Below are 26,613 nucleotides of genomic sequence, written 5' to 3' on the forward strand. Positions count from 1 at the left end.
CAGAGTAAAATCCGAAGAACATGGGTTAAAGAAAATATTTCCATTTTCAAATATCGGCGAACAATAAATACCCCCCCACTATTTTATCGTTTATTTATCGCGGACAGCTTGTTAGTCACCCAATGGCCTCTACATTTAATGTTTCGTCCTTTTACTGATTTTTATGCCGTTCTTTTTAGATATCACTGACCTCTCTATTTATTCACTCTTTTACTAATAAGCATAAAGCGTGCCAGACTATCAAAAATTTAAAATGCGGAATCGGCAGCCCAAAAAACTTTTTATGCCGTCAGCAAGGCCTAAACTTCATAAATCCGTTTTGTCGTGAATGAATACCATTAAATCGCTGTCTTTTTGCACCATAACGGGGATGGCTGGACTGTAGACTGCACCGATATAGGTGCACATCTACAGAAAAATAAAATAACGCATTATTTTTTAAAGATAATATATAAACGCATTGATTCGGTGCATTCAGACATCAAGCCTCTTATTGAAGCAACAGGATCGTGGGTTAAGATAAAGAATCGGCCACTTATTACGGAAGTAGCCGATCACCACTGAAAATAAGGGGTTAATTAATACATCACCTTATGCAGCGGATAATGTGATTCAGTCGAGGCCACCAATATGGAAGGATTTCATTTCAAGATATTCTTCAATTCCGGCTTTAGCTCCCTCTCGGCCTATTCCAGAAAGTTTTATTCCGCCGAAAGGCGCGATTTCCAACGATACCGACCCGGTATTTAAGCCGACCATACCAAATTCTAGTTTTTCAGCCACGCGCCACGAACGGCGTAAGTTTTCAGTGAAAAAATACGCGGCTAATCCAAACGGTGTGGCGTTGGCTAAATCAATGGCTTGCTGTTCGTCATCGAAACAAAACAACGGGGCGACCGGGCCAAACGTTTCTTCATTAGCAATCAGCATGTGGCGGGTGACATCAGCCAAAACCGTAGGTTGCACAAAATTGCCGTTGTCTGCGGCGATCCCGCCAGTCAATACCCGTGCTCCCTGATTGAGTGCGTCGTCAATATGCCGATTGACCTTTTCTACCGCCGCCTTGTTGATTAACGGACCCATCTGCGTTCCGGCAGCAAAGCCATCCCCAACCTTGAGTTTTTCAGCCTCTTCAACCAGCCGGGCAGCAAATTTTTCGTAGATGCCGCGCTGCACCAAAATACGGTTGGCGCAAACGCAGGTTTGCCCGCCGTTGCGGAATTTACTGACCATCACACCGGCGATAGCAAGCTCAATATCGGCATCGTCAAATACGATGAACGGCGCATTGCCGCCGAGTTCAAGACTTAACCGCTTGATCGAATCGGCACACTGGCGCATCAGCAGTTGACCGACGCGGGTTGAGCCGGTGAACGACAGTTTGCGCACCAGCGGATTACCTGTCAGTTCGGCACCAATACCCTGCGGCATACCGGTTATTACCTGCAATATGCCAGCAGGGAATCCCGCGCGCGAGGCCAACTCGGCCAGCGCCAGCGCGCAGAGCGGGGTTAAATCTGAAGGTTTAATGATGACTGGACAACCGGCGGCAATGGCTGGCGCGCATTTACGGGTGATCATTGCAATCGGGAAATTCCAGGGAGTGATTGCGGCCGCAATGCCAACCGGCTGTTTCAAAATCAAAATTCGTCGATCCCGGGTCGGCGCTGGAATAGTTTCGCCATAGATGCGACGCGCCTCTTCAGCAAACCATTTCACAAAGCTGGCACCGTAGCGTACTTCGCCTCGCGCTTCCTCCAATGATTTTCCCTGTTCAGTCGTCATCAGGATTGCCAGATCTTCGATGTTATCGAGGATCAACTGATACCATTTCTCCAGCAGCGCAGCACGTTCTGCGGCGCTACTGGCGGCAAATTCGAGACGAATACTTTCGGCAGCCTGAATCGCACTGCGGGTATCCTGCTCATCCATCGCCGGAACGAGCGCAATCACTTCAGCGGTGGACGGATTCACCACCTCAATCGTTTCCTTACTGCGAGCATCAACCCAGCGTCCGGCAATAAAAGCCTGCTGGCGGTAGAGTGACGGGTCCTTTAAGGGCAATGGCGACATGATTTCTCCAGAATATGGGTATATTTTCCATTAGCACGGCGTGACATATTGCTCGTCCCGACGTGGTTATACTTTCACTCTACCGCCTGCCATGAATTTATTCTGGGGAAAGGACCCGCGAAGGCGGCAGAATCTGCGGTATCTGCTCGCTGAAAAAAATTTCGTTTCAGGTTGTCATAAAAATGAAAAAGAGTGCTCTATCCTCTTCCCGGCGTTTAATTTTTCGATGACGCCGCCAGCATCTCATCCACCACGCCGCCCACGATGGCAATGCCATCGGCAATATTTTCAGCTTTAATCGACGAAAAACCGATGCGCATATAATGAGTAGGACGCGACTGCTCCTGATGAGGAACATTGAGGAAATAACTCTCACCCGGCTGAATATACACATCGCGTTCGTAAGCCTTTTCAGAAAGCTCACGCGTATTTATCTGTTCTGGCAGGCGCAGCCATACCGAACTTCCGCCCTCCGAACTGGCAACGTCGGCCAGCGGAATATAATGTTTTAGCGCCTGTTGCAACGTGTGCCAACGATGTTCGTACTCCTCGTGAAAGCGTTTCAGCAGCGACTCGTAATAACCGCCTTTCAGAAACAGCGCGACAGTCCGCTGATTGTTTGCCGCCGGATGGCGAATACTCATCCGGCGCAGAGCGCGAGCCTGACGAATAAAGGGCGTCGGTCCGACGAGAAAGCCGACGCGCAGGCCAGGAGAAAGCAGCTTGGATAAACTGGTAACGTAAACAACCCGGCCGTCGGTATCGATAGACTTCAGCGCGCTGGAGGGCAAACGACCGAAGCGCGACTCAGTATCGTAGTCATCCTCAATGATAATAAAATCGTCGTCTTTAGCCATTTGCAGCAGCTGGCGACGGCGGGAATATGACAGTGTCACGGTGGTGGGTGACTGGTGACTTGGCGTGACGTACAGCACATCACAGCCTTTCAACGCCGCGCTGATGATTAAGCCGTCTTCATCCACCGGCAGCGGTTTCAGTATAGCGCCGTGAAAGATCATCAGGTTACGCACATCGGGATAGGACGGGTCTTCAATACCCACTACCATTCCTGGCCGAATCAGACACTGAATGGCCAAAAACAACGCATGCTGAGCACCTACTGTCACCAGCACTTCCTGAGTGGTGGCCGTGAATCCACGACGCGGTAGCACGCGGCGGCGAAAAGCATCAAGCAGAACCGGATCATCCTCATCCACATAATCAACGGTCCAGTCATACATATCGTGCAGCGAGAGCGAGTCGCGGCTGCATTTACGCCAACTGGCAATCGGGAAGATCCACCGGTCGTGCTGGCCGTACATAAAGGTATACTTTTTGCTGCGCCAGTCGTGTGGATGGGTAATGTGCTCCAACTCGGCGGGGTTAATCACCAGCTTGCTGTCCCAGTCTACCGATGCGGCTGGGCTCGCAAACGGACGGTTCTGCGGCAGGCGTGACACCGCGTCCGACGCGACGTAAAATCCGCGCCGCTGCGCTGAGATCAACACACCCTCTGCCGCCAGCTCCTCATAAACCAGCGTCACAGTGTTGCGCGAGATATTAAGCTGCTCTGCCATGGTCCGGGTTGATGGCAATGTCTGTCCTTGTTCAAAATCCCCTTTTGCAATGGCCTCTGATAATTTCTCCCGTAGCTTTGACTGTAGAGAACCGTGCGACTTGCGGTCTAGGATCTTAGGAACCGATAAGTTCAGCATCCGGGGCTTTCCTCACTTATTCATTACATGGATGTCATAACGCCGCTAACGCGCTCGGGCCAACTGTTGTCCGCGTATTGCCGGAAACTTCTCCAATAATCCATGCAAGATTTCTGCCATCTGTAGGTTCATGGCCTGTTCATCGACCACCGCATGCGCCGAGGAAACGGCGGCAAATATCTGATGTTTGAGGAAATGACGCCAGACAACCGGCATTGAGGCCAGAAACTCGGTCAGCAACGCATAGCGGGCACGGGTCCAGACGGCTTCAAAGGCGCGGCGGGCACTGCCGTAGTCAAAATGCTCACCGCCGGAGCCAGGCAGGGTGCTACGGGCTATTTCTGTTTCATAAGCATCGATAACGCCGTTATGGATCACCACCCCGTATTCGCGACGCGCGCCTGCCAGACTGACGAAGCCACACTGTACATCGCGCAATACGCTCTGCGGCGAACGCTCTCGTGCCGGGCCATAACCGCCCGCGCCCGGGCCAATCAGACGCACAATGTCGCCAGGGCCGCATTTAATGACATCAATATTGCCGTGTTCAATCTGCTGTTCAGTATCAGGATGGGTCTGGAAGCTCGAATTTTTACCGGCGTTGCCACCCGCCGCACCGGCAGACGCAAACACTGAGCGATTACGGTTGCGGGCGGTGACCACCGTGTTGGGTGCGGTAACTTCAAACTCCATCACCGTTGCCATCCCACCGCGAAAACGCCCTGCGCCACCGCTGTCAGGAAACAGGCCATAGCGCCGCACCAGAATGGGCACCTCAGCCTCGTTGATTTCTACCGGCGTATTTTTGAGAAACGCCGACAGACCACCGGATCCGTCAGGGCCGTCGTGGCGGGGGGTGCCGCCCGCCCCTCCGCCAACCGGACCAATCGAGGCCACCACCGTGCGGCTCTGGGTATCTACCGTTCTTATATTAACAATCGAGTTTCCACCAGGTGAGTTAGCCGGCAGCCTGTCGGGCACCGCCAGTGAAAATGCGCCAAGTGTGGCAATCTGCGCTACCGCGCAGGTTAATGAGCGCATCCCAACCGCTGCCGGCTCTTCACAGTTCATCACCGTGCCATGCGGCAGAATCGCCCGCGTTGGCCGCAGTGTTCCGGCATTGAGCAGCAGCCGGCGGTCAAGCGTCGACAGTACGTAAGTCACCCCCACCAGTGCCAGCGGGTGTCTTTCTCGCCCACCGGTTGGCATATTTAATGAGGACGTGAGCTGCGGGTCGCTGCCGGTGTAGTCCAGTTCAAGGGTTTCACCCGTAATGCGCAGCGTAACGGCAATACGGCAGGGATAGCCGCCGTCACCATCTTCATCAGCGTAGTCGGCATAGAAATACTCTCCGTCTGGAATAGTGGCAATAATGTTGCGCGCCTGCTGCTCAGCGTAATCGAGAATTCCGTCGATGCCTTGCAAAAAATCTTCGATGCCAAAGCGCGCAATAATCTCCTGAATCTTGCGTTCACCAATGTTCACCGAGGCTATCTGCGCATTAAAATCTCCCCAGTTCTGATCCGGCGCACGGACATTCAGACGCATGATCCTTGCCACATCTTCATTCATCCGCCCGCCCGAGATGATTTTTAGCGGCGGAATTCGCAACCCTTCCTGAACAATTTCGGTTAACGAGCGTGATAAAGAGGCCGGTACGGCGCCGCCGACGTCGGTATTATGAATGTGCCCCACGACAAAACAGGCGATGTTTCCCTGATAAAAAACCGGCTTCCAGATGTGTATATCCGGCGAGTGCGTCGCCACATTGCCCGCGTAGGAATCGTTGGTGATACAAATATCACCTTCCTGATAGTCGTCAATTAGCGCCAAAACCGGGGCATAATCGATGCCGCTATACCAGGGCGCGCCAAAACTGCGCGGTGAGGCGAAAGCCAATCCTTCGCGGGTCACTATCTGGCAGGAGAAATCTTCGGTTTCTTTTACAAACGTTGAATGGGCGGTGCGCATCAGCGTAAACGCCATCGCATCGGCAGCCGCGGCGCAGTAGTTGGCCAAAATCTGCAAGTTGCGTCCATCAATAGCCATGCTTCAACTCCTCACCGCGTTCTGTCATTGGGGTAATGATCAAATTGCCAAAGGTATCAACCTCAACCTGCATACCGGTTGGCACGCAGGTGGTGCAGTCATCCTGAGCGACAATCGCCGGACCGGTGAAACGCTGCCCTGCCAGCAGTTGGTCGCGGCGCACCACCATCACATCGTGCTGTGCGCCGTCGACCCACGCACTGACGGTCGACTGCGGTAGCACAGCAGCCTCACTGCGAGAAAGTTGCTGCAAGTCTGGACGCGCGGTGGGTGAGATGATCACCAAACGCAGATTGATAATTTGCATCGCGGCGCGGGTATCGCTGTGGCCGAAGATTTTCAGATGCTGCTGATTAAAAGCGGCGCTGATTGAGGCCAGCCCCTCAGGAGTAGGATCACCCTGCTCCAGCCAACCGTTTTCCAGCGGCACTTCGATTTCAAATGACTGCCCGCGATAACGCATGTCGGCAGAAAATTGCAGTCTGTACGGCAAGTTTGCCCCATGTTCGCGCTGCAACCAGCCGATAGCATCATGCTTAAGCTGTCCGGCGGCGAAAGTTATTTCAGTCAGGCATTCGGCGTTCAGGTCCCGGTACAGGGTACGGATAAAATCATTTTTCAGGTCGGCGACCAGGCCACCTAACGCCGAGAGTACGCCCGGCGTTGGTGGCACCACGACGCCTTTCATGTTCAGTTCGCGTGCCAGATAGCACCCCATCATCGGACCGGCGCCGCCAAAGGCCAAAAAGTAAAACTCACGCGGGTCGATCCCAAAGCGTGAGACCAGCCCGCTGGTGTCGGTATACATGCTCGATATAGCCAGCTGAATAATCGTTTCGGCGGTTTCCTCAATCGAAATCCCCAGCGGTTTGGCCAACCGGTCCACGGCTCGGCGAGCAGCATCTACATCCACACTCACCGCGCTATAGCCCAAAGCGCCGTGTCCGAGTAATCCACAGGCGGCAAAGGCATCGGTGACCGTTGCCTGCTGGCCTCCGCGCCCATAGCACACCGGACCGGGCAAAGAGCCCGCACTGTCTGGCCCGACTTGCAGCACGCCGAGTGGGTCAATCGACGCCAGCGAACCGCCTCCTTGTCCTACAGACGTGACCGAAACCGAAGGAATAAAGATCTGGAATTCACCAATTACCTCCCCGCTGCCGTATTCAGGTCTGCCGTCAATAATCACCGCAACGTCAGCGCTGGTGCCGCCGATATCCAGACTGAGTAATTTGTCGTAACCGCACTGGTCAGCGATATAACCTGCGCCAATGACACCAGAGGCTGTGCCTGAGAGGATCATTTGCACGCACTCGGCCTTCGCCTGATCGACACTCATTACGCCGCCGTTTGACTTGGTTATCCGCGGCGGCACCGGCACGCCCATGTCGGCCAGCGCGCGCTCAAAAGCGCCGAGATAATTAATCACTTTTGGCTGTACGTAGGCATTGATGGTCGCGGTGATCGTACGTTCATATTCACGAATGATTGGCCAGATTTCAGCCGAACAGGAGGTCAGCAGTTCAGGTGCGAGTTCAGCGATCATTTCACGAACCCGCACTTCGTTGCTGCCGTTGCGATAGGCGTGCAAAAATGACACCACGATGCCTTCACAACCCAGAGACCTGGCTTTCTCTACCGCCGCCATCACTGAGGAAGGGTCAACCTGCTGCAAAATGCGGCCCTGGCTGTCGGTGCGTTCTTTAATGGGGAACACGCGGTCGCGGCTAATCAGCGGCTCCGGGCGACGCGAAAACAGGTCATGAATGTGCGGGATCTTCAGGCGTGCCAGCTCAAGTACGTCTTCGAATGCTTCGGTGGTGAACAGTGCCAGCTTGACGCCCTTACGCTGGATCACCGCATTGACGCCCACGGTGGTGCCGTGAGTGAAGTAGTGAACCTCTTCTGGATTAATGCCAAATCTATCCCGCAGCTGGGTTAATCCGGTGGTGATTTCACTCCCCGGACTGTCGGGCCGCGAAAGCACCTTCAGGGTACGTATGCTATTGTCGCGTTCATCAAGCACGGCAAAATCGGTAAACGACCCGCCGATGTCTACACCAATTCGGTAAGTCATCTGATGCTTTCCTTTACGGTAATAACCGTTTCAGTAAACCGTGCCGAGGCAGGACTTGCGGGATTTAGGCGAGTGATCTCCATGACATTCTGCGGGCAAGCGACAAGATTCCAGCCTGCACGCTGATATACCGCCTGCGCATCGCTGGTGGTCAGCATCCACTTTGAGATGTTGATTAAATCCGGATGGCTGCGCACCACCTCTGACAGCCAGGTACCGAGTCCTCGCCCGCGATAGGCTTCATCAATAAAGATGTCCATCAGATACGCCAGGCGGGAAAAATCGGTCACGACGCGGGCAAAACCTATTTGCTGGTCCTGGCAGTAGAGCCCCAGAGCCACAGAGTTGTCGATAGAACGCAGCAGGGTTTCTCGCGGCTGGCCTCTGGCCCAGAGCGATTGTACGCAGAGGAAATGATGAACTTTGTCGATGTCTAACCTGGCGCGGTCGGTACTGAGTACCACTCCGTCACGCGCCCACTCCACTATTTTGCTTTCGTTGCCCCACGCCATGTCGGTTACCTGTCTGGTTGCTCGGTAAGACAGTTAAAACACACAACGGTGGGCAGTGTTAGCGCCAGCCATCGGCAATCGATGGAGCCAGCCTTATTCTCTCAGAGATCAGGCATCAAAATGGGAGAGTTAACGTCAGTCACTCATTACTCCTTGCCGGCAACGTGACGAACCAAAGTCAAGAGTATTAAATTGCAGCACCGCCCCGCGTGTACCATGGTTGTTGTCCCGGACAATTATCAATTTTCAGGATGTCTACGTGCTTAAGTTTTTTCACGCCTGCACTATCATTTTCGATCTGATAAACCCTCAAATACTTTCCGGTTTGAACATTTTGGTGGTCAAAATCAACCGTCACATAATAGAACATTCCAGGTTGGGGTTTGAAAGAGATGATGCTCTCAGACACAGTAACTTTAGGTGTCCAGATGTTCGTCCTTCTTTTTTCTCCCGTGTAAAGTACCCTTACTGCAATGTGGTCATTAGCGCTAATCCAATACTCTTGGCTTTTTTTATTGATGCCCTCGACTTCGGGCATTCCTATTTTTTTTCCATTAGAAAAAGCACCATTACTCATTAAACCTCTGGGTACAAAGCCGTTGTTTTTAGAGTATAAATCAATACAACTCTTCGTCTCCGGATAGACTCTAACCTGATCGTCAGAAATATTAAATGCAATGCCTACTTTTTCATCTCCGGAATAATCCGTTAGATTCTTATTATTGTCAGATACCGTAGAGAAAATTGAGCATCCTGTTAATAACAAAACGCCAGATAATGAAAAAATTAGTTTCAATGTAAAACCCTCTCTTATAATAAATTCCATTACTAATAGGAAAGCGGACTGTTCGTTCTTGTTCTTCATGAGTAACTTAAAATATTGCTAGGCCGACACCAGAGGAATATCAGTGATACCGCCGATTTTGCGTAGAGCGTATTTCTGTGGTGGCTGATAAAACCGCGCCATTTTAACAATATGGCTGACGCGCAGGCTTATCTTGGCACGATAATACAACATATATATCGATCTATTGTGCAGGAAAGCAATTGGGAGGGCAAAAAATGCAACCGGAAGGACAAGATAGAAAGGACGCAATGAACGGGCACAGCGATCTAGACGAGACAACCGCTGTCGCCCTGCCACATCATCTGCGCGCAGCATTGCCCGAAAGCATGGTGATTGCCGTCAGTCGCCAGACTGCCGTACTCAGGCTTTTTTCTGGTCCGGCGTACCGGACCAGAATCGCTTAGTAACGGCCTTTCTTGGCATCAAGGGCTTTGTGAAGTGCCGCTTCGAGTTCGTTGATTTCAAACTTCGCGACATAACCGTCAGCGCCGACTTTACGCACGTGATCTTCGTTAGCGCTGCCGGATAATGAAGAGTGGATGATCACCGGAATATTTTTCAGGAACTCATCACGTTTAATATTCAGCGTCAACGTAAAACCGTCCATTTCAGGCATTTCCAAATCGGTTAATACAAACGAGATTTTATCCGAGATAGGCTTGCCCTCTGCTTTTGCCTCTTCCGCCATCTTTTTGATTTTGTTCCAGGCTTCAAGGCCGGTAACGTGCATAATGGACGGAATTTCCATCGAATTCAGCCCCTGCTCAAGCATCAGACGGGCAACCTTGGAGTCTTCCGCCACAATCGCAACCGTGCCCGGTTTCAGATCAAACGCTCTGGTTTTCTCGCTGTCAATTTTGGTGTTGCGTTCCGGCGGTACGATGTCATATAAGATTTGCTCAACGTCCAACACCAGCGCCAGACGGTTGCTGGCGGTATCGTTGTCCAGACGCGCGATGCTGGTGATATTGCGGCTCTTAACGCCGGATTCAGCTGCCAGCACCTGGCTCCATTCAAGGCGCACGATATCGTCAACGGATTCCACCGCAAACGCCTGCGTACTGCGCGCATATTCAGTGACCAGCAAAATATTCAGCCCGGTTTTGGGTACACAACCCACCACGGCAGGAAGGTCAATCACTGGAATAATTTCGCCACGGATATTCGCCATCCCCATCATCGGCGACGTCATGCCCGCCGCTTTAGTCAGCGTCGGCATCGGAACGATTTCACGCAGCTTAAACACGTTGATCCCATACAACTCCGACTGTTCTTCATCCGGCGAAGCCCCCAAGCGGAAGAGCAGCAGCTCAAACCGGTTTGATGAAGTGAGATTGGTTCTCTCATCGATGTCTTTCTGAAAATTATCCATACTTTCCCCAATGAGAAAACTGTGTGATGAGCGCTGACCTACACGTATTTTGTAAGACTGATCTCTTTATCGGCAATCCGTGCAAAATGCTTAGGCGTAATAACAGAAAAACCCGCTTAAGTTGACTTAAGCGGGTTTTAGTTTGGGCAGAGATTTAAATCAGACTACGACCGCGTATTCCTGTCCTCAATCGACAGCGAGACCAGCCCGATGCCAAGCTTCCTCGGCTCGAAACCGCCGCTGGTGCCTTCGGTTGGCTCGGTCGGTGACGGCGGTGTGATGACGATGCTCTGTGCGTCGCCCGGATTGGAGAACTGCAAGGTAAGGGTTTCGTCTTGGTCAGTAAAAGTGACAAATTGCTCCTCGTCGCCAACTTTCACCGAAATAGGTTTGCCAATATTATTGCCATAGGCGCGGGCACGCAGCACGACGTCGAAATGGGCGGGGAGTGGATCGACATAATCAATTTTCACGGCCGGTGCCACATTGGCATCCGACCAGCGGCCCCAGTTTTCAATATCGGACACGCCGGTGATCGCTTTCACCTGCTGCGGTAAACCAGGCAACATAAAGGCGATAGCCGGTGACTGGTATTTAACTTGTGCGCCATCAATATTCAGGCTTTTAACGGTCTCCTGGTATACGTCCAGACTACCGGCTGACGCTTTGGTGAAATCGACGCTGCCTTTGTATACCCCTTCTTTCGGCTGCACGATAACAGGCTTAGAAGCCAGATTACCCGACACTACGCACAGCCCGGTGTTCAGCGCCAGTTCTGGTGCCCATATGCGGCCCATCTCGTAGCACTTATCCACCCAGACAAAATTGTCGCTGGCGGTCAGTGAGGCCAGCTGTTTTTTCAACGGTGTTGATAAATAGACGTCAAACATTGGCTCAATTTTGTTCAACGTGACTTTAAGAATAAACGGAGCCTTGATTGTCATACCGGAGAAGGTAAAGGTATTGTCTTTGCTATCCACCACATAGTGGCTGATGCTGTTCGGAAAGCCCCATTGCTTGATAACGGCGGGTTTCCAACCTTCTATTTTCTCGTCGATATTCATAAACTGCGTTGCCAGTGAAGTGCCTGACAGACCACTGCGGCCCAGACCGATAAAGTTATCACCCCCCATCAAATCCAATACGGTGGCACCATTATCGATAGTACTGCGTTTGGCGTTGTTCAACTCAGCCTGCGGGTTACGGCCATCCATCACGAAGAACAAATTTTTGCGATTCTTCTTGTTCAGAATGTCGTATGCGGTGTTGTTCATGGCCAAATGGTCCGAACTCACCACAATAATGGTGTTGTCGTAGTATCCGGAGGCTTTGATTTTATCGATAAACGCCGCAACCAGTTGCTGACTGCACGACACTGCGCTCAGTGAACGATTCTCTTTCTTATTGTAGAAATACTCTTTTTTGCTACAGCCGCGCGAGATAAAACCGTCCGGATGATGGGTGTCCACCGTCAGGGTAAACAGCGAGAACGGTTGACCCGCCTTGCTCAGTGCGACAAATTTCTTGAAAACCTCGTCCAGCAAGGTGTCGTCATACCAACCCCAGTCGTTTTTATAAGCCGGATCCGCTACCGTGCTGCGCAGTTCGTTATAACCATAGAGATAGTCGAAACCGTGGGATTTGAGGAAAGTCCCTTTACCCGCAAACGCCAGCTCCGCGCCCTGATAGAAATAGTTTTGGTAACCCGCACCTTTAAGGACATCACCGAGGCAGACATTTTTAGGGTAAAACGTTGAAAGCGCACTGGATGCATTGCCATCAAACGGAGCAAACAGCGGAATACCACACTGGGAGGAGACCATCCCGGCGATGGTATAACCGGTACCCGGCACCTGACGCGTGGCGGTGAAATCGATGCTGGCATCTTTGTGACGCGCAAGTTCGGTTGTCAGCCCGGGGAACGTCTGTTCGTCGAAATAAGTTCTCTCCAGACTTTCGCCATAGATGTAGACCAGATTCGGTTTTTTACCTTTGACCGTTTTTTGCGGCATTTTGTAGTAGGTATCAAAATCTGCGGTATCGCCGCTAATTTGCGTTTTAACCAGTCGCGAAATGTTCTGGAAGGCCTGGGTCGACCCCACAGAAAACACCGCCAGTATCACCGCAAGCACGCTGTAAACCCAGCTGCTGTTATGGGTCCGGCGCTTTTTCAGGCACCAGACCAGCAGCGTCACGATCGTTGCCAGCGTCACCACCAGCCCGGAAAATGGCAGAATATACTTGTTCATGCCCGCGCCTTTCAGGCTGCTGGTCAGGGTGTAGAGCACCGCATCAGTAATACCATCGCCGGTAAAATAGTTACTGCCGATCAGTACCAGATTAAGAATGACGTACAGACTGAGGAAAAACAGCAGCAGAGAAAACCATACGCGCCCGGCAGAGGCCCGTCGGACATAAAGAAAGATCGACGATATGAAAAACAAGAATGAAACTAAATCTGAAACCATCTGCCGTGCCCTGCAAGGTAAAAAGGTTGAAAACGGGAATGATGCCTGCGATGCGCAGGTGCCGTAAAAAACGGGGTGCGCTATATAACGTAATAAAATCAACAAGGTCAACGATTTTTTGTTGCGAAGTTCAACCAAGCCTCATCAAGCCTTAAATGGTCAAAATTGTGATCATTTTCGCGTGCTTTGTATTAAAAAATTAACGTGACTTTAATTATGTCGCAACATTTGGCAACAGCAAGTTAAATTGTGCGCATGCACATAAACGCGCGCAATTTCAGTTAATTCTCAGCGGTGAACATTAGCGGGCGAACAATAGCGGGCGAAGATTTGATAATTTATTGTGATTGTTTACTCTTGGGTCTCTGGAATACGTTACCTTAGTGCACAAAGCACTCATGGCCTTAAAAAGGAATACTCCATTGATTAACAAGATAGCTTTACTGCCCGTCGTCGCCCTGATCCTGGGTTTAGCCGGTTGTACCAGCAATTACACGGTGAACACCAAATCCGGCGACAGCTTTATCAGCCACGGTAAACCGGAACTCGATAAGAGTACCGGCATGACCAGTTACACAGATTTGAACGGCGATTATCATCTGATGAACACCAATGACATCGCCGGGATGACTAAGATCTAACGGAATGGCTAAGGTTTAGTCGGGGATCACACGCCCTGCTCTGCGATATCCATCGCAAAATAAGTCAGGATGATATCCGCACCTGCACGCTTGATAGCGCCGAGGCTTTCACGTACTACCGCACGTTCATCAATAGCTCCGGCCTGTGCTGCGAACTTGATCATCGCGTATTCACCGCTGACCTGATACGCCGCTAGCGGCAGGCGGGAGGCTTCACGAATGTCACGGATCACATCCAGATAAGCACCTGCCGGTTTCACCATCAATGCATCAGCGCCTTCCTGTTCATCCATCAACGACTCACGCACCGCTTCGCGGCGGTTCATTGGGTTCATCTGATATTGTTTACGGTTGCCTTTCAGCACGCTGCCGCCCGCTTCACGGAATGGACCGTACAGCGACGAGGCAAATTTAGTGGAATAGGCCATGATCGAGGTGTCGATAAAACCAGCAGCGTCCAGCGCGCTGCGAATGGCCTGTACCTGACCGTCTTGCGCAGCAGAAGGCGCGATGAAATCTGCACCGGCAGCGGCGGCAATCACCGCCTGTTTACCGAGGTTTTTCAGCGTGGCGTCGTTGTCTACCCCATGATCGTGCAATACACCGCAGTGACCGTGCGAGGTGTATTCGCAGAAACAGGTGTCGGACATGACGATCATTTCCGGCACGGTATCTTTGCAGATGCGCGCCATGCGGGCCACCAGACCGTTCTCGTTCCAGGTATCACTGCCGGTGGCATCCATGTGTTTGGAAATACCGAAAGTCATCACCGAGCGGATCCCGGCGCGGGCATAGCGCTCAATCTCAAACGCCAGACGAGATTCTGGAATGCGCATTACGCCAGGCATGGCTTCGATCGGCACGTATTCAGATGTCTCTTCTTCAACGAAAATCGGCAGAACCAGATCATTCACGCTAAATGCGGTTTCCTGAAAAAGAGTACGCATTGAGTCGGACTGTCTCAGGCGGCGAAGGCGTGAGGCTGGGAACTGATTAGACATGAAAACTCCTAAGAAATTAGCCTGTTGCGTGTAAAAAAATTTCGCATGCCAGATAGGATGGCAAAAGGCGAGGGGGTGATTTTATAACAACGCGTATAAAAATGATGAACTTTACGTGAGGGGCTGAACACTGACTGCGTTCAAAATAGCAAATAAAGTCGCCTGTTCATCAAATCTGTACGAAGTGCCCCTTTGACACTTCACTGTACTGCCTGACCGGCGGTACATAATGGTTATCGCGCACCGGACTTTTCAGTTCATCAACTTGCATATGACGTTTGAGGGCGCGACGCGCCGGGTCCGGAACCGGCACCGAGGCCATCAGCTTACGAGTATAGGCGTGCTGCGGATTATCAAAAATCGCAGCGCGTGGGCCTATTTCGACAATTTCCCCAAGGTACATCACCGCCACCCGGTGGCTGACACGTTCGACTACCGCCATGTCGTGAGAGATAAACAGGTACGACAGGTTCATGCTCTCCTGTAGGTCGAGCAGTAAATTAACGACCTGTGCCTTGACCGACACATCCAGCGCCGACACCGATTCATCGGCGATAATCACTTTGGGGTCGAGGGTTAAGGCACGGGCGATGCAGATCCGCTGGCGCTGGCCACCGGAAAACTCGTGCGGGAAACGGCGCATCATATCCGGCGTCAGCCCAACTTTATGCAGTAGCGCGGCGGCTTTTTCTTTGGCATCGGTGCGGTTATGCAGTTTGTGTTGCAGCATCGGCTCGATCAGCGCCTCTCCGATGCGCATACGTGGATTCAGACTGGCGAACGGATCCTGAAAAATCATCTGGATACGCTGACGCATTTGCAGAACTTCGCGCTTGTTGATGTTCATCACGTCGAAGCCATCGAAGTCGATCGCTCCGCTGTGTGGGGTCATCAGCCGCGTTACGGCGCGGCCGGTGGTGGATTTTCCACAGCCAGATTCACCCACCAGCGACAACGTTTCCCCCTGGAGCAGATCAAAACTGATGTTCTCGACCGCATGCACCGCGCCGACCTGGCGGCTGAATAAACCACCATACACCGGGAAACGTGCGCTGAGGTTTTTCACCGAGAGCACCGGGGACTGACGGGTATCCGGCGTGTTGGCCACTTCCCGCGGTTGGCTGACTACGCCGGTTTGCAGGTCAATCTGTGGGAAACGCAGCGGCCAGTCACGCCCCTGCATCGAACCCAGTTTCGGCACAGCAGCCAGCAACGCGCGAGTGTATGGGTGTTTCGGATGATGGAACAATTCGGCGGTTTCGCCGCTTTCGACACATTCACCGCGATACATCACCAGCGTGCGGTCGGCGATTTCTGCCACCACGCCCATATCATGGGTGATAAACAGCACCGCCATGCCCTCCTCTTCTTGCAAGGTTTTGATCAGATCGAGGATCTGGCCCTGGATGGTGACATCCAGCGCGGTGGTCGGCTCGTCAGCAATCAACAGTTTGGGTTTCAGCGCCAGCGCCATGGCAATCATCACCCGCTGACGCATGCCGCCGGAAAACTGGTGCGGATATTCGTCAAAGCGCTCGCTAGCATTGGGGATCCGCACTTTCTCCAGCAGTTTCAAGGTTTCTGCGCGGGCAGCCTTTGAGGACAAGCCGCGATGGCGCTTCAGGCTTTCGGCAATCTGCCTGCCGATGCTGAACGTTGGGTTCAGAGACGTCATCGGCTCCTGAAAAATCATCGCCATTTCGTTGCCGCGAATATCGCGCATTGCCTTGTCAGATAAGCCAAGCAAACTGCGCTGGTTGAGGCTGACCGCGCCTTCAATTTTACTTGAGTTAGCCTTGAGCAAACGCATTATCGAAAGCGACGTGACACTTTTACCGGAGCCGGACTCGCCGACAATCGCCAGCGTTTCCCCGGGATAAACCTCAAAAGAAAGGTCCCTCACCACCGGCTGCCAGTCATCTTCACCACGAAATGATGTGGTGAGATTTTTCACTTCCAGTACCGGCAGGCGCGGCGGGGAGACAGTTTCTGTCAAGATGATGGGCATGATGCTTCTCCGACAAATTCAGGACAATAATTAACGGCTACGGGCAGAAAGCACCGGTTGCGGCGTATAACTGAAATCTTTATCGAACGGGAAAGTGTCGCGCACTTTGCGGTTGCGTGGCAGGCGTTCAACAAACTGATCCACCACGCCGTTAGAAAGTGCCATCAGATTCGGACTGGCAATCGGTGCCAGTTCCGGCGAGAGATAGCCGGACTTCACCACCACAATATTGGCTGAGTGCGGATCCAGCCCCAGCGCGGTGAAATCGCTGATGTGGTGATAAGGGCGGCGACGCGCCGAAACGACCACGTCGATGGCGTCAATGCGCAGCACCGCCTGCCGATCGGCAGACATCAATGCATCGAGCAGCAGTACCACCTCGAACTCACCCTTAACCTGCGGACTGGAGTGATCCAGCGACCCGCCCAGCGTCAGAGTCAATACTGAGCCCACGCCGGCATTAAACGCCGCTTCGGTGGCGGCTAAATCCGTGATACCTGCGACAATCACGCCTTCGGCATATTGCGCGATAAGCTCAGCCAACACGTCTGCGCGGTCACCCACACCGCCACCGGTCGGGTTATCACCCGAATCCGCCAGCACCACCGGTCGGGTTTCGCTGGCCATCGCTTTCGATATGCAAGCTTTGACGGTGTCAGTTTCACAGCCAAATACGAAATCTTCGCGAGCATCCCAGTAGGCCTGTGCCAGCTTTTTCGCCTCCCGCTCAAGCACAGTCTGGTCGGTACCGGTCATGATCACCGCCGCCGTGGCGCGTGGTTCATCCGCCCAGACATAGCCCACCATCAGCGAGCTATCCCACACGCCGTCAATTTCATCCATCGCCGGTAAACGGGCGTAAAGGCTTTTGGCCGGTTCATCTTCGGTACTGGTGCGCTCGCCCGGTAATACTACCGGAACCGGCACCCATAGCAGCGTCGGTTTCACGCCGGTTTGTAGCGTTTTGATCAGCATGGCCACCGAGCGACGCATCGTCTCTTCGGTATCAATGTGCGGCGCGGTGCGGTAAGTAGAAAACATGTCAATGGCATCAATAATTTTCTGCGACACATTGCCATGCAGGTCATAACTGACGCTGATCGGGCAATCAGGTCCCACGACATCGCGGGCGGCAGCGATCCAATCTCCTTCAGCATCTTCCATCCCTTCGACATACATCGCGCCATGCATCGGCAGATAGAGGCCATCGAAAGGTTTTTGTGCTTCAAGACCGGCTATCAGTTCGCTTTTGAATTTATCATAGGTCGCGCGGGAGACCGGCCCACCCGCGATGGCGCGGGCGTGAAGGGTCGGCAAAAAGGTGGCGGGATAATCCTGCAGGAATCTGAAATAAGGCGCGGCCAGCAGTGCGCCTTCACGCGTTACGCGGAAGTCTTTCTCTTCGTTAAGAACCGGATTGTAAGTGCTGCATTCGATATGGATACCGCCGACGGCTATACGCATGATGTAGTTACCTTAAAGTGGAAACAGGGCCTGCCAGAAAACGGTGCGCAGAGATGCTCGCCGCAGCGCGCGCCCACGTATCGTCGTTAAGTGAAAATGTCCGCACCGGTGTCATACCGGCGACGCCGGGCAGAACATTGGCATCAATGGATTGTTGTACCACTTTGCCAAACAATCCGTTAAAAGCGCCCTCCTGATGGGCTATCAGGATCATTTCCGGATCGTTGATTTGGATCAGATGCGATACTGCCAGTCCCAGCGCCGTTCCCGCGTGATGCAGAATGCGCACCGCCTGATTGTTTCCCTGCAACGCTAGCTGCTCCAGTTCCGCCATCGAATTGACTTTTAATTTTTCGGCTTTGGCCGCCTGCATCAACGCATTAAGCGAAGCAATAGTGTCGAGACAGCCGCGTTTTCCGCAACGGCACGGTGCGCCGTTGAGTTCGATAGTGCTGTGCGCTATTTCTCCGGCACCGCCGTGCGCACCACGGTATAAATGACCGGCGATGAAGTGCGCGCTGCCGATGCCCGCGCCGTGGCTGACCAAGGTAAAACTGCTGAGTTCACGGGCATGACCAAAGCGTTTCTCACTCACCGCCAGCGCTTTGGCGTCGTTCTCAATCGCTACGTCTATGCCCGTTGCCTCACTGACCAGTGACGCCAGAGGAATGTCACGCCAGCCGAGCAGCGCCGACTGCACACAGGTCGACTGATGCTCGTCAATAAATCCGGACAGCGTTACTCCCAGCCCAAGCAGCTTTTCAGCAGCGCCAGTTTGGTGTTCAAGCAGCGCAGGTAATGATGCTGCGATGTCTTCGGCCAACTTTTGCGGCACGTTACTGAGCGGGAAAGTCACCCGCGAGAGAATATCTCCATGGAGATTTATCAGCACCATCTGCGCCGGATCCTGTAGTAGCGACACGCCGGCGAAATAGGCTCCTTCGGGATGCACCATTAGTCGCACCGAGGGTCTGCCTTGTCCGGCACCCAATACGGTTTCCGCTTCGAACAAAAAACCCGCGTCGATCATCTCCCGAACAACGCCGCTGACTGCAGCTTTACTCATCCCGGAGAATTGCACCAGGTCTGTCCGGTTCATGCCGTCAGACGCTGCAATTACGCCTAAAATCTGTCGTTGTAAGGGAGTTAACATATTCGTTTCCGGCTCTCAAATTTTACTCAGTTGCATTGACATTAAACATTAAAAATGGATATATCAACGTCTATTAGTTCATAGTTTGAACTAAAAGGCCTTATATAAGTTTTTAATATGAACTAATTACACCGTCCACGGGCCACACTATTTTCAGTCATTCAAAAAGGAAATTGTGACGGTTTCTGAGCAGTTTTTTTTCTCACTCACATTTGGCACTGACAGAGGAAATACGATGAACAGTTTCAGTAAAATCAGCTACCCGAGGCGGTTAACTCTTCTCAGTACGGCATTGCTTGCCGCACTCTCGTCGCCGCTTTACGCAGCCACCCTGACCGTGATGCAAAACGAAGCGCCTCGCAGTATGGACCCCGGTAATCAGACTGCCACGTTTACCGGCACGGTGCTTGACCCGATGTATGAAGGCTTGTTGCGCATGTCGCCAGAACTTAAGCCTGAAGCGGCGCTGGCCACTTCCTGGAGTAGCAATGAAAGCGGCCTTAAGTGGACCTTCAAACTGCGCAGCGGAGTGACTTTCCATGACGGCACACCTTTTAATGCCGATGCGGTGGTGGCAAACTTTGCCCGCCATCTCGATGCTAAACGCGGCCTGGCCGCCAGTGGCCGCCTGCGCACCTTCCTCGACAGCGTGACTAAAGTCGATGATTCCACCGTGCTGTTCACCCTGAAAAAACCTTATCCTGCATTCCTCAATTTACTGACCACCGGCGCGGCATTGATGGTCAGCCCAACCGCTGACAAAGCCGGTCAGCTCGACAGCAAAGCAGTGGGCACGGGCCCGTATAAAATGGTGCAGTACAAAACCGGTGAGTTCGTGCTGGAGCAGAAATATCCGGGTTATTGGGGCAACAAAACCTCCGGGCCGGATGACCTTAAATGGACCTGGAGCGCCGAGCCTTCAGTGATGAACATGGCCTTACAGGCCGGTGAAGCCGACGTGATTAACCCGGTGCCACCGCAGTTCGCCAAGCTTTTGAAAAATAATCCAAAATTTCAGCTGCACGAAAGCCCGGGATCCGCGGTGTTCTGGGTCGCACTGAATACCGATCTCAAACCGCTGAATGACGTACGGGTTCGTCAGGCGCTGAACTTCGCCACCGATCGGGCCGGTCTGGTGCGCGCCATCATGTCTGGTTTCGCCATCCCGGCCAACTCGCCGCTGGCGCCAGTGACGGCCGGTTATGACAAAACCCTCGATCCGTACCCGCTCAATCTTGAGAAAGCCAAAGCGTTGCTGAAAGAAGCTGGCGTAGGTGACGGCTTTACTATGTCGATCGCCGTTCAGGGTCAGGACGCACGTATTGGTCAGGTGCTGCAAAGCATGTGGGCGAAAATCGGCGTGAAGCTGGATGTGCGTCAGATGGAGAGTGGCGTATGGGCCAAAGCGGCCTTCGCCGATCAGGCCGGTAAACAGGCCGATAAAACCGGCGCGGTACTCGCCTCATGGTCATCCGGCGTCAATGGTGCCGATCTCCAACTGCGTCCGCTCTATTACAGCAAAAGCTTTGCACCCGGCGGGGCCAATTTGGGCTTCTTCAATGACCCTAAACTGGACGAGATGTTAGACAAAGCGGCGTCAACGCAGGATGAAAATGCCCGCAACGCCATTTATGTCGAAGCACAGAAAGAGATCAACCAGCAAGCACCGCAAGTACTGCTCTATTACCAGAATGATTTGTACGCCACCGGCGCCGGTGTATCCGGCGTGACCATGATCCCCGGCGGGCAAATTGTCGTAAAAGACGCACATAAGGGTTGATATGAAAGCTTATCTGGCAAAAAAACTCATCGCCTTTCCGGTCATTCTGATCGGCGTGTCGATGCTGATTTTTGGGTCGATCCGTGCGCTGCCGGGCGATCCGGCGCGCCTGATGGCCGGGCCGGAGGCAACACAGGAAGCGGTGGACAATATGCGCGTGCGCCTCGGGCTGGATCAGCCCCTGGTGACGCAGTATGTGCATTTTGCCACCGACGTTTTGCACGGCAATCTCGGATTGTCATTACAGTCACAACAGCCTGTCACTCAGGAGATCGGCGAGCGTCTTCCCTACACCTTGATGCTGGCGGTATTAGCCTATTTTCTTGCAGTCGCTATTGGCGTCCCCGCCGGAATGATTGGCGCGGTGTACCGCAATCGCTGGCCTGATTATGCGGTGATGCTACTGGCGATTGCAGGTGCCTCGATCGCTAACTTCTGGCTGGGGCTGATGGCGATGAACTATTTCTCAGTGTCGCTCGGTTGGCTGCCGTTGCTGGGGGCGACGTCGTGGAAAAGCTATATTCTGCCCTCGGTCACGCTGGCTGTTTTACCGATGGCGGTAATGGCACGGATGACACGCTCCAGCATGCTCGACGTGCTGTCGGAGGATTACATCCGCACCGCGCGTGCCAAAGGGTTATCTGCGATGACAGTCTATTGCAGCCACGCGTTTCGTAACGCGCTGATCCCGATTGTTACTATCGTAGCCCTAAACTTCGGCAGCCTGATTGGTGGTGCAGTGGTCACTGAATCAGTATTCAATTGGCCCGGCATTGGCCGTCTGCTGGTCGACTCAGTACGTTACCGCGACTATCCGATGATTCAGGGAGTGGCGCTGGTGGCGGTGTGTGCCGTGGTGATGATGAACCTGCTCGGCGAGCTGTTGATTGCCTTTCTGAATCCAAAAATAAGGTTTGACTGATGTCAGCGATTATCACGCAGTTACCACAGCGTAAACCGCGTATCTTGCGCTTTTTCCGCTGGTTGTGGCGGCATCCGGCCATCACACTCGGCGGCATGATTGTCGGGGGAATTGTTCTGGTGGGTATCTTTGCCCCGCTGATCACCCGTCATGATCCTTATGCGCAGGATTTGATCGACACCCTGCTGGCACCGTCAGCAGACCACCTGTTTGGCACCGACGATTATGGCCGGGATATTTTTGCCCGCGTGATTTATGGCGCGCGTATTTCCATTATCGAGGTGGTGTTGAGCGTCGGGCTGGCGATGGTTGTCGGTATTCCGCTCGGCGTGATTGCCGGCATGGCCGGACGCTACGTCGACATGGTGATCATGTGGTTTATGGATATGCTGTTCGCCTTCCCCGGTATCGTGCTGGCTATTTTGGTGGTGAGTATCCTAGGCGGCGGGCTGATCAATCTGCTGATTGCTATTTCACTGTTCGCCATCCCGGTTTACGCCCGGCTGAGCCGTAATCTGACGCTGGGCCTAAAACAGATGGAATATGTCGAGGCAGCGCAGTCTCTGGGGCTGTCGAGCTACCGAATCATCGTACATTATATTCTGCGCAACGCGGTCGGCCCTCTCATCGTGCAATCAACCCTGACCGCCGGCACAGTGATCCTCGCTGCCGCCAGTCTGTCATTTCTCGGTTTAGGCGTGCAGCCACCCATGTCAGAATGGGGAACCATGATGAGCGATGGACGCAATTTCCTCGGCATCAATATTTATCTTTCGCTGTTCCCCGGTCTGGCGATCATGCTGACCGTGCTCGGATTCAACGTTTTGGGCGATGGACTACGCGACTTACTGGATACCCGATCATGAGCAGTGAAGCTATTACCGCCATGCGCGCTGGCACGGTCGTTTTTTGTGCTGATATCGGCGGTTCTTTTATTAAATTTGGTATCTCGCACCGTACGGGAGAGGTGGAGGAATTTAGTAAGGTGCCAACACCGACCGCATCATGGCAGGAATTTGTCGCGACGTTCCACAGATTAATGACTCAATTTGGGGCCGATTTTCCCGCTGACACGCCGCTGGCGCTCTCCACTGCCGGGCTGGTTTCACCGCAAACGGGTGAACTGCTGGCCACCAATATTCCGGCCTTTACCGGCCGGGCCTTAGCCGCAGACTTAAGCCTGGAATTACAGCGCCCGGTTACCGCAGCCAACGACGCCGACTGCTTTGTATTGGCCGAAGCCTACGCCGGGCACGCGCAAAACCAGCCGGTTGTCGCCGGAATTATTCTCGGTACCGGCGTCGGCGGTGGTTTGGTGATCAACGGTCAACTGGTGCGCGGCCACGGCGGCGTCGCCGGCGAGTGGGGTCACGGCGCCATTACCCGCACTGAACTGATCCTGAACGATCGTATTTTCTTACTTCCCCGTCTGCCCTGCGGCTGCGGTCAGGTCGGTTGTCTGGATACCCTCGGTGGGGCACGTGGCATGGAACGGCTGCATCAGTATTTGCATCAACAGACTTACACCAGCCAACAAATTGTCGCAGCCTGGCAGCAGGGTCAAACAGCGTCGACCCTCACCATCAATGCCTGGCTGCAACTGGTGGCTGAGCCGCTGGCGCTGCTGGTGAATATCATTGGCCCTTCAAAGATCGTGGTCGGTGGTGGCCTCGCGAATGCCACGGCGCTTATTGCCGCACTTGATGAGCAGGTACGGACGGGGACATTACACAATTATGTGGGGCCACTGGTGATAACTGGAAAATTTGCCAGCAACGGCGGGATGATCGGGGCATCAGTGCTGGGGCGTTTGAACCCACGCCCTTGACGCGCAAAATCCTTAAACCTAAGTCCCAAACCTTGGGTTACCTGGACATGAAGATGTAAAGGCTATATTCACCCGCGCTGGACACCCACAGCGCGGACTGAAACTTTTTAACCGTTATCCTTGCCGGCTTGTGGAAATTCGCTTTCTGTCGGGACTTCAGGCAGGTCATCAAGAACCGGTTGGATACCTTCCGAGATGTAATCCTTCGCAGCTTTTGCCTGCTCATGTCCGCTGCTGTCCCGCACCAGAACATGCTTAATTGTGCCATCTTTCAGTACTTCACGATGAATACCGGTAAATTCGCTCATAAGTTCCCCTTTGCTATTATCAACACGAAGCCGGATGCGATAGTTCAACAGTAGCCTGCTTATGTTTAAGCATAGTCTTGTTCGTGAGACATTCGAATAAAAAATTTCTGAATATTACTTCACCGACAATAACCTTTTCCTGATAAATTAACGGACTAGTCAGGATTACACTGACTTCTTCAGGACTTATCAACACACCGACAGGAGAAGGCATTTTGGACGCGAGCACTATCAACACACTTTTTTTCATTGGCGCCCTGTTGGTAGCAGCAAGCATTCTGCTCAGTTCGCTCTCTTCACGGCTCGGGATCCCCATTTTAGTCATTTTTCTTGCCATCGGTATGTTGGCGGGCGTTGATGGCATTGGCGGTATTGCGTTTGATAATTATCCTGCCGCCTATTTAATCAGTAATCTGGCACTGGCCGTCATTTTACTCGACGGCGGTATGCGCACCCGCGCCTCCTCCTTTCGAGTGGCACTCTGGCCCGCCCTTTCACTGGCCACCGTCGGGGTTTTGATTACCGCCGGATTAACCGGCCTCGCCGCCGCTTGGCTGTTCAAGGTGGACTTGATTCAGGGACTACTGATTGGTGCGATCATTGGTTCAACCGACGCCGCCGCCGTGTTCTCACTGATTGGTGGCAAAGGTCTGAATGAGCGTGTCAGTGCCACTCTGGAGATTGAGTCCGGCAGCAATGACCCGATGGCAGTGTTCCTCACCGTCACCCTTATCGAGATGATCTCCAAAGGTCAGCACAGCCTGAGCTGGATGTTCGTGTTGGATGTTATTCAGCAATTCGGACTGGGGATCCTGTTCGGACTGGGCGGTGGCTGGCTGCTGCATAAACTGATTAATAAGATTTCACTGGCTACCGGTTTGTACCCCTTACTGGCCTTCAGCGGTGGCCTGATGGTGTATGCACTGACCACGGCGATGGACGGCAGCGGTATTCTGGCAGTTTACCTGTGTGGCCTGATGCTGGGGAATTTACCTATACGCAACCGTCACGGCATTATGCAGACCTTCGACGGACTGGCATGGCTGAGCCAGATTGGCATGTTCCTGGTGCTTGGCCTGCTGCTGACACCCAGCAATCTTTTACCCATTGCTGCTGGCGCACTGGCACTTTCCCTGTGGATGATCTTCTTCGCCCGTCCGCTTTCCGTGTTCGTCGGTCTACTGCCGTTCAAGAATTTTACCCTGCGCGAACGCTTCTTTATTTCCTGGGTCGGATTACGCGGTGCGGTCCCGGTTATTCTGGCAGTATTCCCGATGATGGCCGGGATCCCCCAGGCCAATCTCTACTTTAATGTCGCCTTCTTTGTGGTGCTGGTGTCATTGCTGTTGCAGGGTACCTCACTGGGTTATGCCGCGAAGAGAGCCAAAGTGATTGTCCCGCCGATGCCAACGCCGGTGTCGCGTGTGGGGCTGGATATTGACGTCTATAACAACTGGGAACAGTTTATTTATCAGTTGGGGTCGGAGAAATGGTGCGTTGGTGCCGCACTGCGTGATTTAAAAATGCCACAGGAAACCAGGATTGCTGCGCTATTTCGCGGCACCGAAATGCTGCACCCAAGCGGCAGTACCCGTCTGAAAGAGGGCGATATACTGTGCGTTATCGGCCAGGAAAAAGACTTGCCAGAGCTGGGGAAGCTGTTCAGCGACAGCAACGCCGTGGTACTCGACGACCGCTTCTTCGGCGACTTTATTTTGCAGGCCAATGCACCGCTGGAGGCCATCTCACAACTGTATGGCCTTAATCTTGAGGATTCAGTCGATAAGTCACAGTCTCTTGGCAATTTCGTTATTAAGTTGTTGGGTGGCGAACCCGTTATCGGCGACCATATTGAATGGGATGGCCTGACCTGGACTATCGCAGAGATGGAAGGCAAAGAGGTGAGTAAAGTCGGCGTGAGAATTGTCACCCAAAAAGCCTGAACAACCGACAAACAAAAACAAAAAAACGCCTGTCAGGATTTACCTTTCAGGCGTTTTTCAATTTCAGACTTCTTTTTTGACGTCAGATCAAACCGTTATTGTGCGGCTTGTGGATCTTTGTCGTAATCAGAACAAGACTGGTAGCCTTTATTCATGACATGGCCAGTGTCGTTGAAGCTGACAAAGTAAGTTTGTGCTTTGCCATCACGCGGGGCAACGGCATAAGTCTGACAAGTTCCTTTGGCGTGGATCAACGTCGCTTCTGTAGACGGTGGTCCGGCAAGAGCACGTACCTGAGCTTTGGACATCCCTACTTTGACATCGCTGACCACAGGCTCTTTAACATAGCTTGCCGCACGATCGTAACTCTGACACCCGGCAAGGACTGAAACCGCTGTAGCAACAATAATCAACATTTTCTTATTCATGACTTCTTTCTCCTGAAGCGCTTA

At 52.9% G+C, this 26,613-nt stretch carries 20 protein-coding genes and 1 pseudogene; 6 read left to right on the forward strand and 15 right to left on the reverse strand.

Annotation, left to right across the window (positions count from 1 at the left end):
- Positions 1–612: 612 nt before the first annotated feature.
- The 9 genes and pseudogenes from ACMV8I_RS07565 to opgB all read right to left on the reverse strand — a co-directional run bounded on the left by ACMV8I_RS07565 (position 613) and on the right by opgB (position 13,113).
- Complete coding sequence (locus tag ACMV8I_RS07565; protein WP_498864547.1) at positions 613–2,073, reverse strand: NAD-dependent succinate-semialdehyde dehydrogenase; 1,461 nt, start codon at positions 2,071–2,073, stop codon at positions 613–615.
- 293 nt (positions 2,074–2,366) lie between these two features.
- Positions 2,367–3,788: pseudogene (pdxR, locus tag ACMV8I_RS07570) on the reverse strand (MocR-like pyridoxine biosynthesis transcription factor PdxR); the annotation flags it as partial.
- Between the two features lie 45 nt (positions 3,789–3,833).
- Positions 3,834–5,837 (reverse strand): hydantoinase B/oxoprolinase family protein, encoded by a 2,004-nt coding sequence (locus tag ACMV8I_RS07575; protein WP_498864548.1) that lies wholly within the window; start codon positions 5,835–5,837, stop codon positions 3,834–3,836.
- Positions 5,827–7,914 (reverse strand): hydantoinase/oxoprolinase family protein, encoded by a 2,088-nt coding sequence (locus tag ACMV8I_RS07580; RefSeq protein WP_498864549.1) that lies wholly within the window; start codon positions 7,912–7,914, stop codon positions 5,827–5,829. Before ACMV8I_RS07580 ends, ACMV8I_RS07575 begins: the two co-directional genes overlap by 11 nt.
- The gene (locus ACMV8I_RS07585; RefSeq protein ID WP_498864550.1) at positions 7,911–8,426 is read right to left on the reverse strand and encodes a GNAT family N-acetyltransferase; all 516 of its coding nucleotides are present in this window, start codon (positions 8,424–8,426) and stop codon (positions 7,911–7,913) included. The genes ACMV8I_RS07580 and ACMV8I_RS07585 overlap by 4 nt, the downstream gene beginning before the upstream one ends.
- Before the next feature lie 187 nt (positions 8,427–8,613).
- Positions 8,614–9,222 (reverse strand): hypothetical protein, encoded by a 609-nt coding sequence (locus ACMV8I_RS07590; protein ID WP_498864551.1) that lies wholly within the window; start codon positions 9,220–9,222, stop codon positions 8,614–8,616.
- Positions 9,223–9,309: 87 nt separating this feature from the next.
- A complete protein-coding gene (locus tag ACMV8I_RS07595; RefSeq protein WP_498864552.1) occupies positions 9,310–9,444 on the reverse strand; it encodes a hypothetical protein in 135 nt (44 codons plus the stop codon).
- 229 nt (positions 9,445–9,673) lie between these two features.
- Entirely contained in the window at positions 9,674–10,645 is a 972-nt protein-coding gene (locus ACMV8I_RS07600; protein ID WP_498864553.1) for a chemotaxis protein, read from the reverse strand.
- 164 nt (positions 10,646–10,809) lie between these two features.
- Positions 10,810–13,113, reverse strand: coding sequence for a phosphatidylglycerol--membrane-oligosaccharide glycerophosphotransferase (gene opgB / locus ACMV8I_RS07605; protein ID WP_498864554.1), 2,304 nt, complete (start codon positions 13,111–13,113; stop codon positions 10,810–10,812).
- Between the two features lie 422 nt (positions 13,114–13,535).
- Between opgB and ACMV8I_RS07610 the strand changes: the two genes are divergently transcribed.
- Positions 13,536–13,754: a YgdI/YgdR family lipoprotein gene (locus ACMV8I_RS07610; protein WP_498864555.1), complete on the forward strand. Its 219-nt coding sequence runs from the start codon at positions 13,536–13,538 to the stop codon at positions 13,752–13,754.
- 26 nt (positions 13,755–13,780) lie between these two features.
- On the opposite strand, the gene hemB is transcribed toward ACMV8I_RS07610, so the two are convergent.
- The 4 genes from hemB to ACMV8I_RS07630 all read right to left on the reverse strand — a co-directional run bounded on the left by hemB (position 13,781) and on the right by ACMV8I_RS07630 (position 19,380).
- Complete coding sequence (gene hemB, locus ACMV8I_RS07615) at positions 13,781–14,755, reverse strand: porphobilinogen synthase (protein ID WP_498864556.1); 975 nt, start codon at positions 14,753–14,755, stop codon at positions 13,781–13,783.
- Between the two features lie 169 nt (positions 14,756–14,924).
- A complete protein-coding gene (locus ACMV8I_RS07620; RefSeq protein ID WP_498864557.1) occupies positions 14,925–16,763 on the reverse strand; it encodes an ABC transporter ATP-binding protein in 1,839 nt (612 codons plus the stop codon).
- Positions 16,764–16,793: 30 nt separating this feature from the next.
- Complete coding sequence (locus tag ACMV8I_RS07625; RefSeq protein ID WP_498864558.1) at positions 16,794–18,227, reverse strand: M81 family metallopeptidase; 1,434 nt, start codon at positions 18,225–18,227, stop codon at positions 16,794–16,796.
- Positions 18,228–18,234: 7 nt separating this feature from the next.
- Positions 18,235–19,380: an ROK family protein gene (locus ACMV8I_RS07630; protein WP_498864559.1), complete on the reverse strand. Its 1,146-nt coding sequence runs from the start codon at positions 19,378–19,380 to the stop codon at positions 18,235–18,237.
- 235 nt (positions 19,381–19,615) lie between these two features.
- Here ACMV8I_RS07630 and ACMV8I_RS07635 point away from each other — a divergent pair, with 235 nt between their 5' ends.
- From ACMV8I_RS07635 to ACMV8I_RS07650, 4 genes are read left to right on the forward strand one after another with little or no spacing between them, the layout of a single operon-like run.
- A complete protein-coding gene (locus tag ACMV8I_RS07635; protein ID WP_498864560.1) occupies positions 19,616–21,160 on the forward strand; it encodes an ABC transporter substrate-binding protein in 1,545 nt (514 codons plus the stop codon).
- A gap of 1 nt (position 21,161) precedes the next feature.
- Positions 21,162–22,082, forward strand: a complete 921-nt coding sequence (locus tag ACMV8I_RS07640; RefSeq protein WP_498864561.1) for an ABC transporter permease — start codon at positions 21,162–21,164, stop codon at positions 22,080–22,082.
- Positions 22,082–22,948 (forward strand): ABC transporter permease, encoded by an 867-nt coding sequence (locus tag ACMV8I_RS07645; RefSeq protein WP_498864562.1) that lies wholly within the window; start codon positions 22,082–22,084, stop codon positions 22,946–22,948. Before ACMV8I_RS07640 ends, ACMV8I_RS07645 begins: the two co-directional genes overlap by 1 nt.
- Positions 22,945–23,910 carry an ROK family protein gene (locus ACMV8I_RS07650; protein WP_498864563.1) on the forward strand — a complete coding sequence of 322 codons (966 nt, stop codon included), beginning with the start codon at positions 22,945–22,947 and terminating at the stop codon, positions 23,908–23,910. Before ACMV8I_RS07645 ends, ACMV8I_RS07650 begins: the two co-directional genes overlap by 4 nt.
- Positions 23,911–24,017: 107 nt before the next feature.
- On the opposite strand, the gene ACMV8I_RS07655 is transcribed toward ACMV8I_RS07650, so the two are convergent.
- Complete coding sequence (locus tag ACMV8I_RS07655; RefSeq protein ID WP_498864564.1) at positions 24,018–24,218, reverse strand: hypothetical protein; 201 nt, start codon at positions 24,216–24,218, stop codon at positions 24,018–24,020.
- A 215-nt stretch (positions 24,219–24,433) separates the two neighbouring features.
- Here ACMV8I_RS07655 and ACMV8I_RS07660 point away from each other — a divergent pair, with 215 nt between their 5' ends.
- A complete protein-coding gene (locus ACMV8I_RS07660) occupies positions 24,434–26,161 on the forward strand; it encodes a potassium/proton antiporter (RefSeq protein WP_498864565.1) in 1,728 nt (575 codons plus the stop codon).
- Between the two features lie 95 nt (positions 26,162–26,256).
- Here the strand turns inward: ACMV8I_RS07660 and osmE are convergent, their stop codons facing one another.
- Positions 26,257–26,589 (reverse strand): osmotically-inducible lipoprotein OsmE, encoded by a 333-nt coding sequence (gene osmE, locus ACMV8I_RS07665; RefSeq protein WP_498864566.1) that lies wholly within the window; start codon positions 26,587–26,589, stop codon positions 26,257–26,259.
- Between the last annotated feature and the right edge of the window lie 24 nt (positions 26,590–26,613).

Source organism: Ewingella sp. S1.OA.A_B6, from assembly GCF_049889095.1.
GTDB lineage: Bacteria > Pseudomonadota > Gammaproteobacteria > Enterobacterales > Enterobacteriaceae > Ewingella.

What these genes read in the sequence shown, in the direction of transcription:
- ACMV8I_RS07600 (WP_498864553.1), bottom strand. Translation starts at nt 10,645, where the DNA reads ATGGATAATTTTCAGAAAGACATCGATGAGAGAACCAATCTCACTTCA.
- ACMV8I_RS07595 (WP_498864552.1), bottom strand. Translation starts at nt 9,444, where the DNA reads ATGTTGTATTATCGTGCCAAGATAAGCCTGCGCGTCAGCCATATTGTT.
- ACMV8I_RS07585 (WP_498864550.1), bottom strand. Translation starts at nt 8,426, where the DNA reads ATGGCGTGGGGCAACGAAAGCAAAATAGTGGAGTGGGCGCGTGACGGA.
- ACMV8I_RS07645 (WP_498864562.1), top strand. Translation starts at nt 22,082, where the DNA reads ATGTCAGCGATTATCACGCAGTTACCACAGCGTAAACCGCGTATCTTG.
- hemB (WP_498864556.1), bottom strand. Translation starts at nt 14,755, where the DNA reads ATGTCTAATCAGTTCCCAGCCTCACGCCTTCGCCGCCTGAGACAGTCC.
- ACMV8I_RS07630 (WP_498864559.1), bottom strand. Translation starts at nt 19,380, where the DNA reads ATGTTAACTCCCTTACAACGACAGATTTTAGGCGTAATTGCAGCGTCT.
- ACMV8I_RS07580 (WP_498864549.1), bottom strand. Translation starts at nt 7,914, where the DNA reads ATGACTTACCGAATTGGTGTAGACATCGGCGGGTCGTTTACCGATTTT.
- ACMV8I_RS07640 (WP_498864561.1), top strand. Translation starts at nt 21,162, where the DNA reads ATGAAAGCTTATCTGGCAAAAAAACTCATCGCCTTTCCGGTCATTCTG.
- ACMV8I_RS07650 (WP_498864563.1), top strand. Translation starts at nt 22,945, where the DNA reads ATGAGCAGTGAAGCTATTACCGCCATGCGCGCTGGCACGGTCGTTTTT.
- ACMV8I_RS07625 (WP_498864558.1), bottom strand. Translation starts at nt 18,227, where the DNA reads ATGCGTATAGCCGTCGGCGGTATCCATATCGAATGCAGCACTTACAAT.
- opgB (WP_498864554.1), bottom strand. Translation starts at nt 13,113, where the DNA reads ATGGTTTCAGATTTAGTTTCATTCTTGTTTTTCATATCGTCGATCTTT.
- ACMV8I_RS07620 (WP_498864557.1), bottom strand. Translation starts at nt 16,763, where the DNA reads ATGCCCATCATCTTGACAGAAACTGTCTCCCCGCCGCGCCTGCCGGTA.
- ACMV8I_RS07565 (WP_498864547.1), bottom strand. Translation starts at nt 2,073, where the DNA reads ATGTCGCCATTGCCCTTAAAGGACCCGTCACTCTACCGCCAGCAGGCT.
- ACMV8I_RS07655 (WP_498864564.1), bottom strand. Translation starts at nt 24,218, where the DNA reads ATGAGCGAATTTACCGGTATTCATCGTGAAGTACTGAAAGATGGCACA.
- osmE (WP_498864566.1), bottom strand. Translation starts at nt 26,589, where the DNA reads ATGAATAAGAAAATGTTGATTATTGTTGCTACAGCGGTTTCAGTCCTT.
- ACMV8I_RS07635 (WP_498864560.1), top strand. Translation starts at nt 19,616, where the DNA reads ATGAACAGTTTCAGTAAAATCAGCTACCCGAGGCGGTTAACTCTTCTC.
- ACMV8I_RS07575 (WP_498864548.1), bottom strand. Translation starts at nt 5,837, where the DNA reads ATGGCTATTGATGGACGCAACTTGCAGATTTTGGCCAACTACTGCGCC.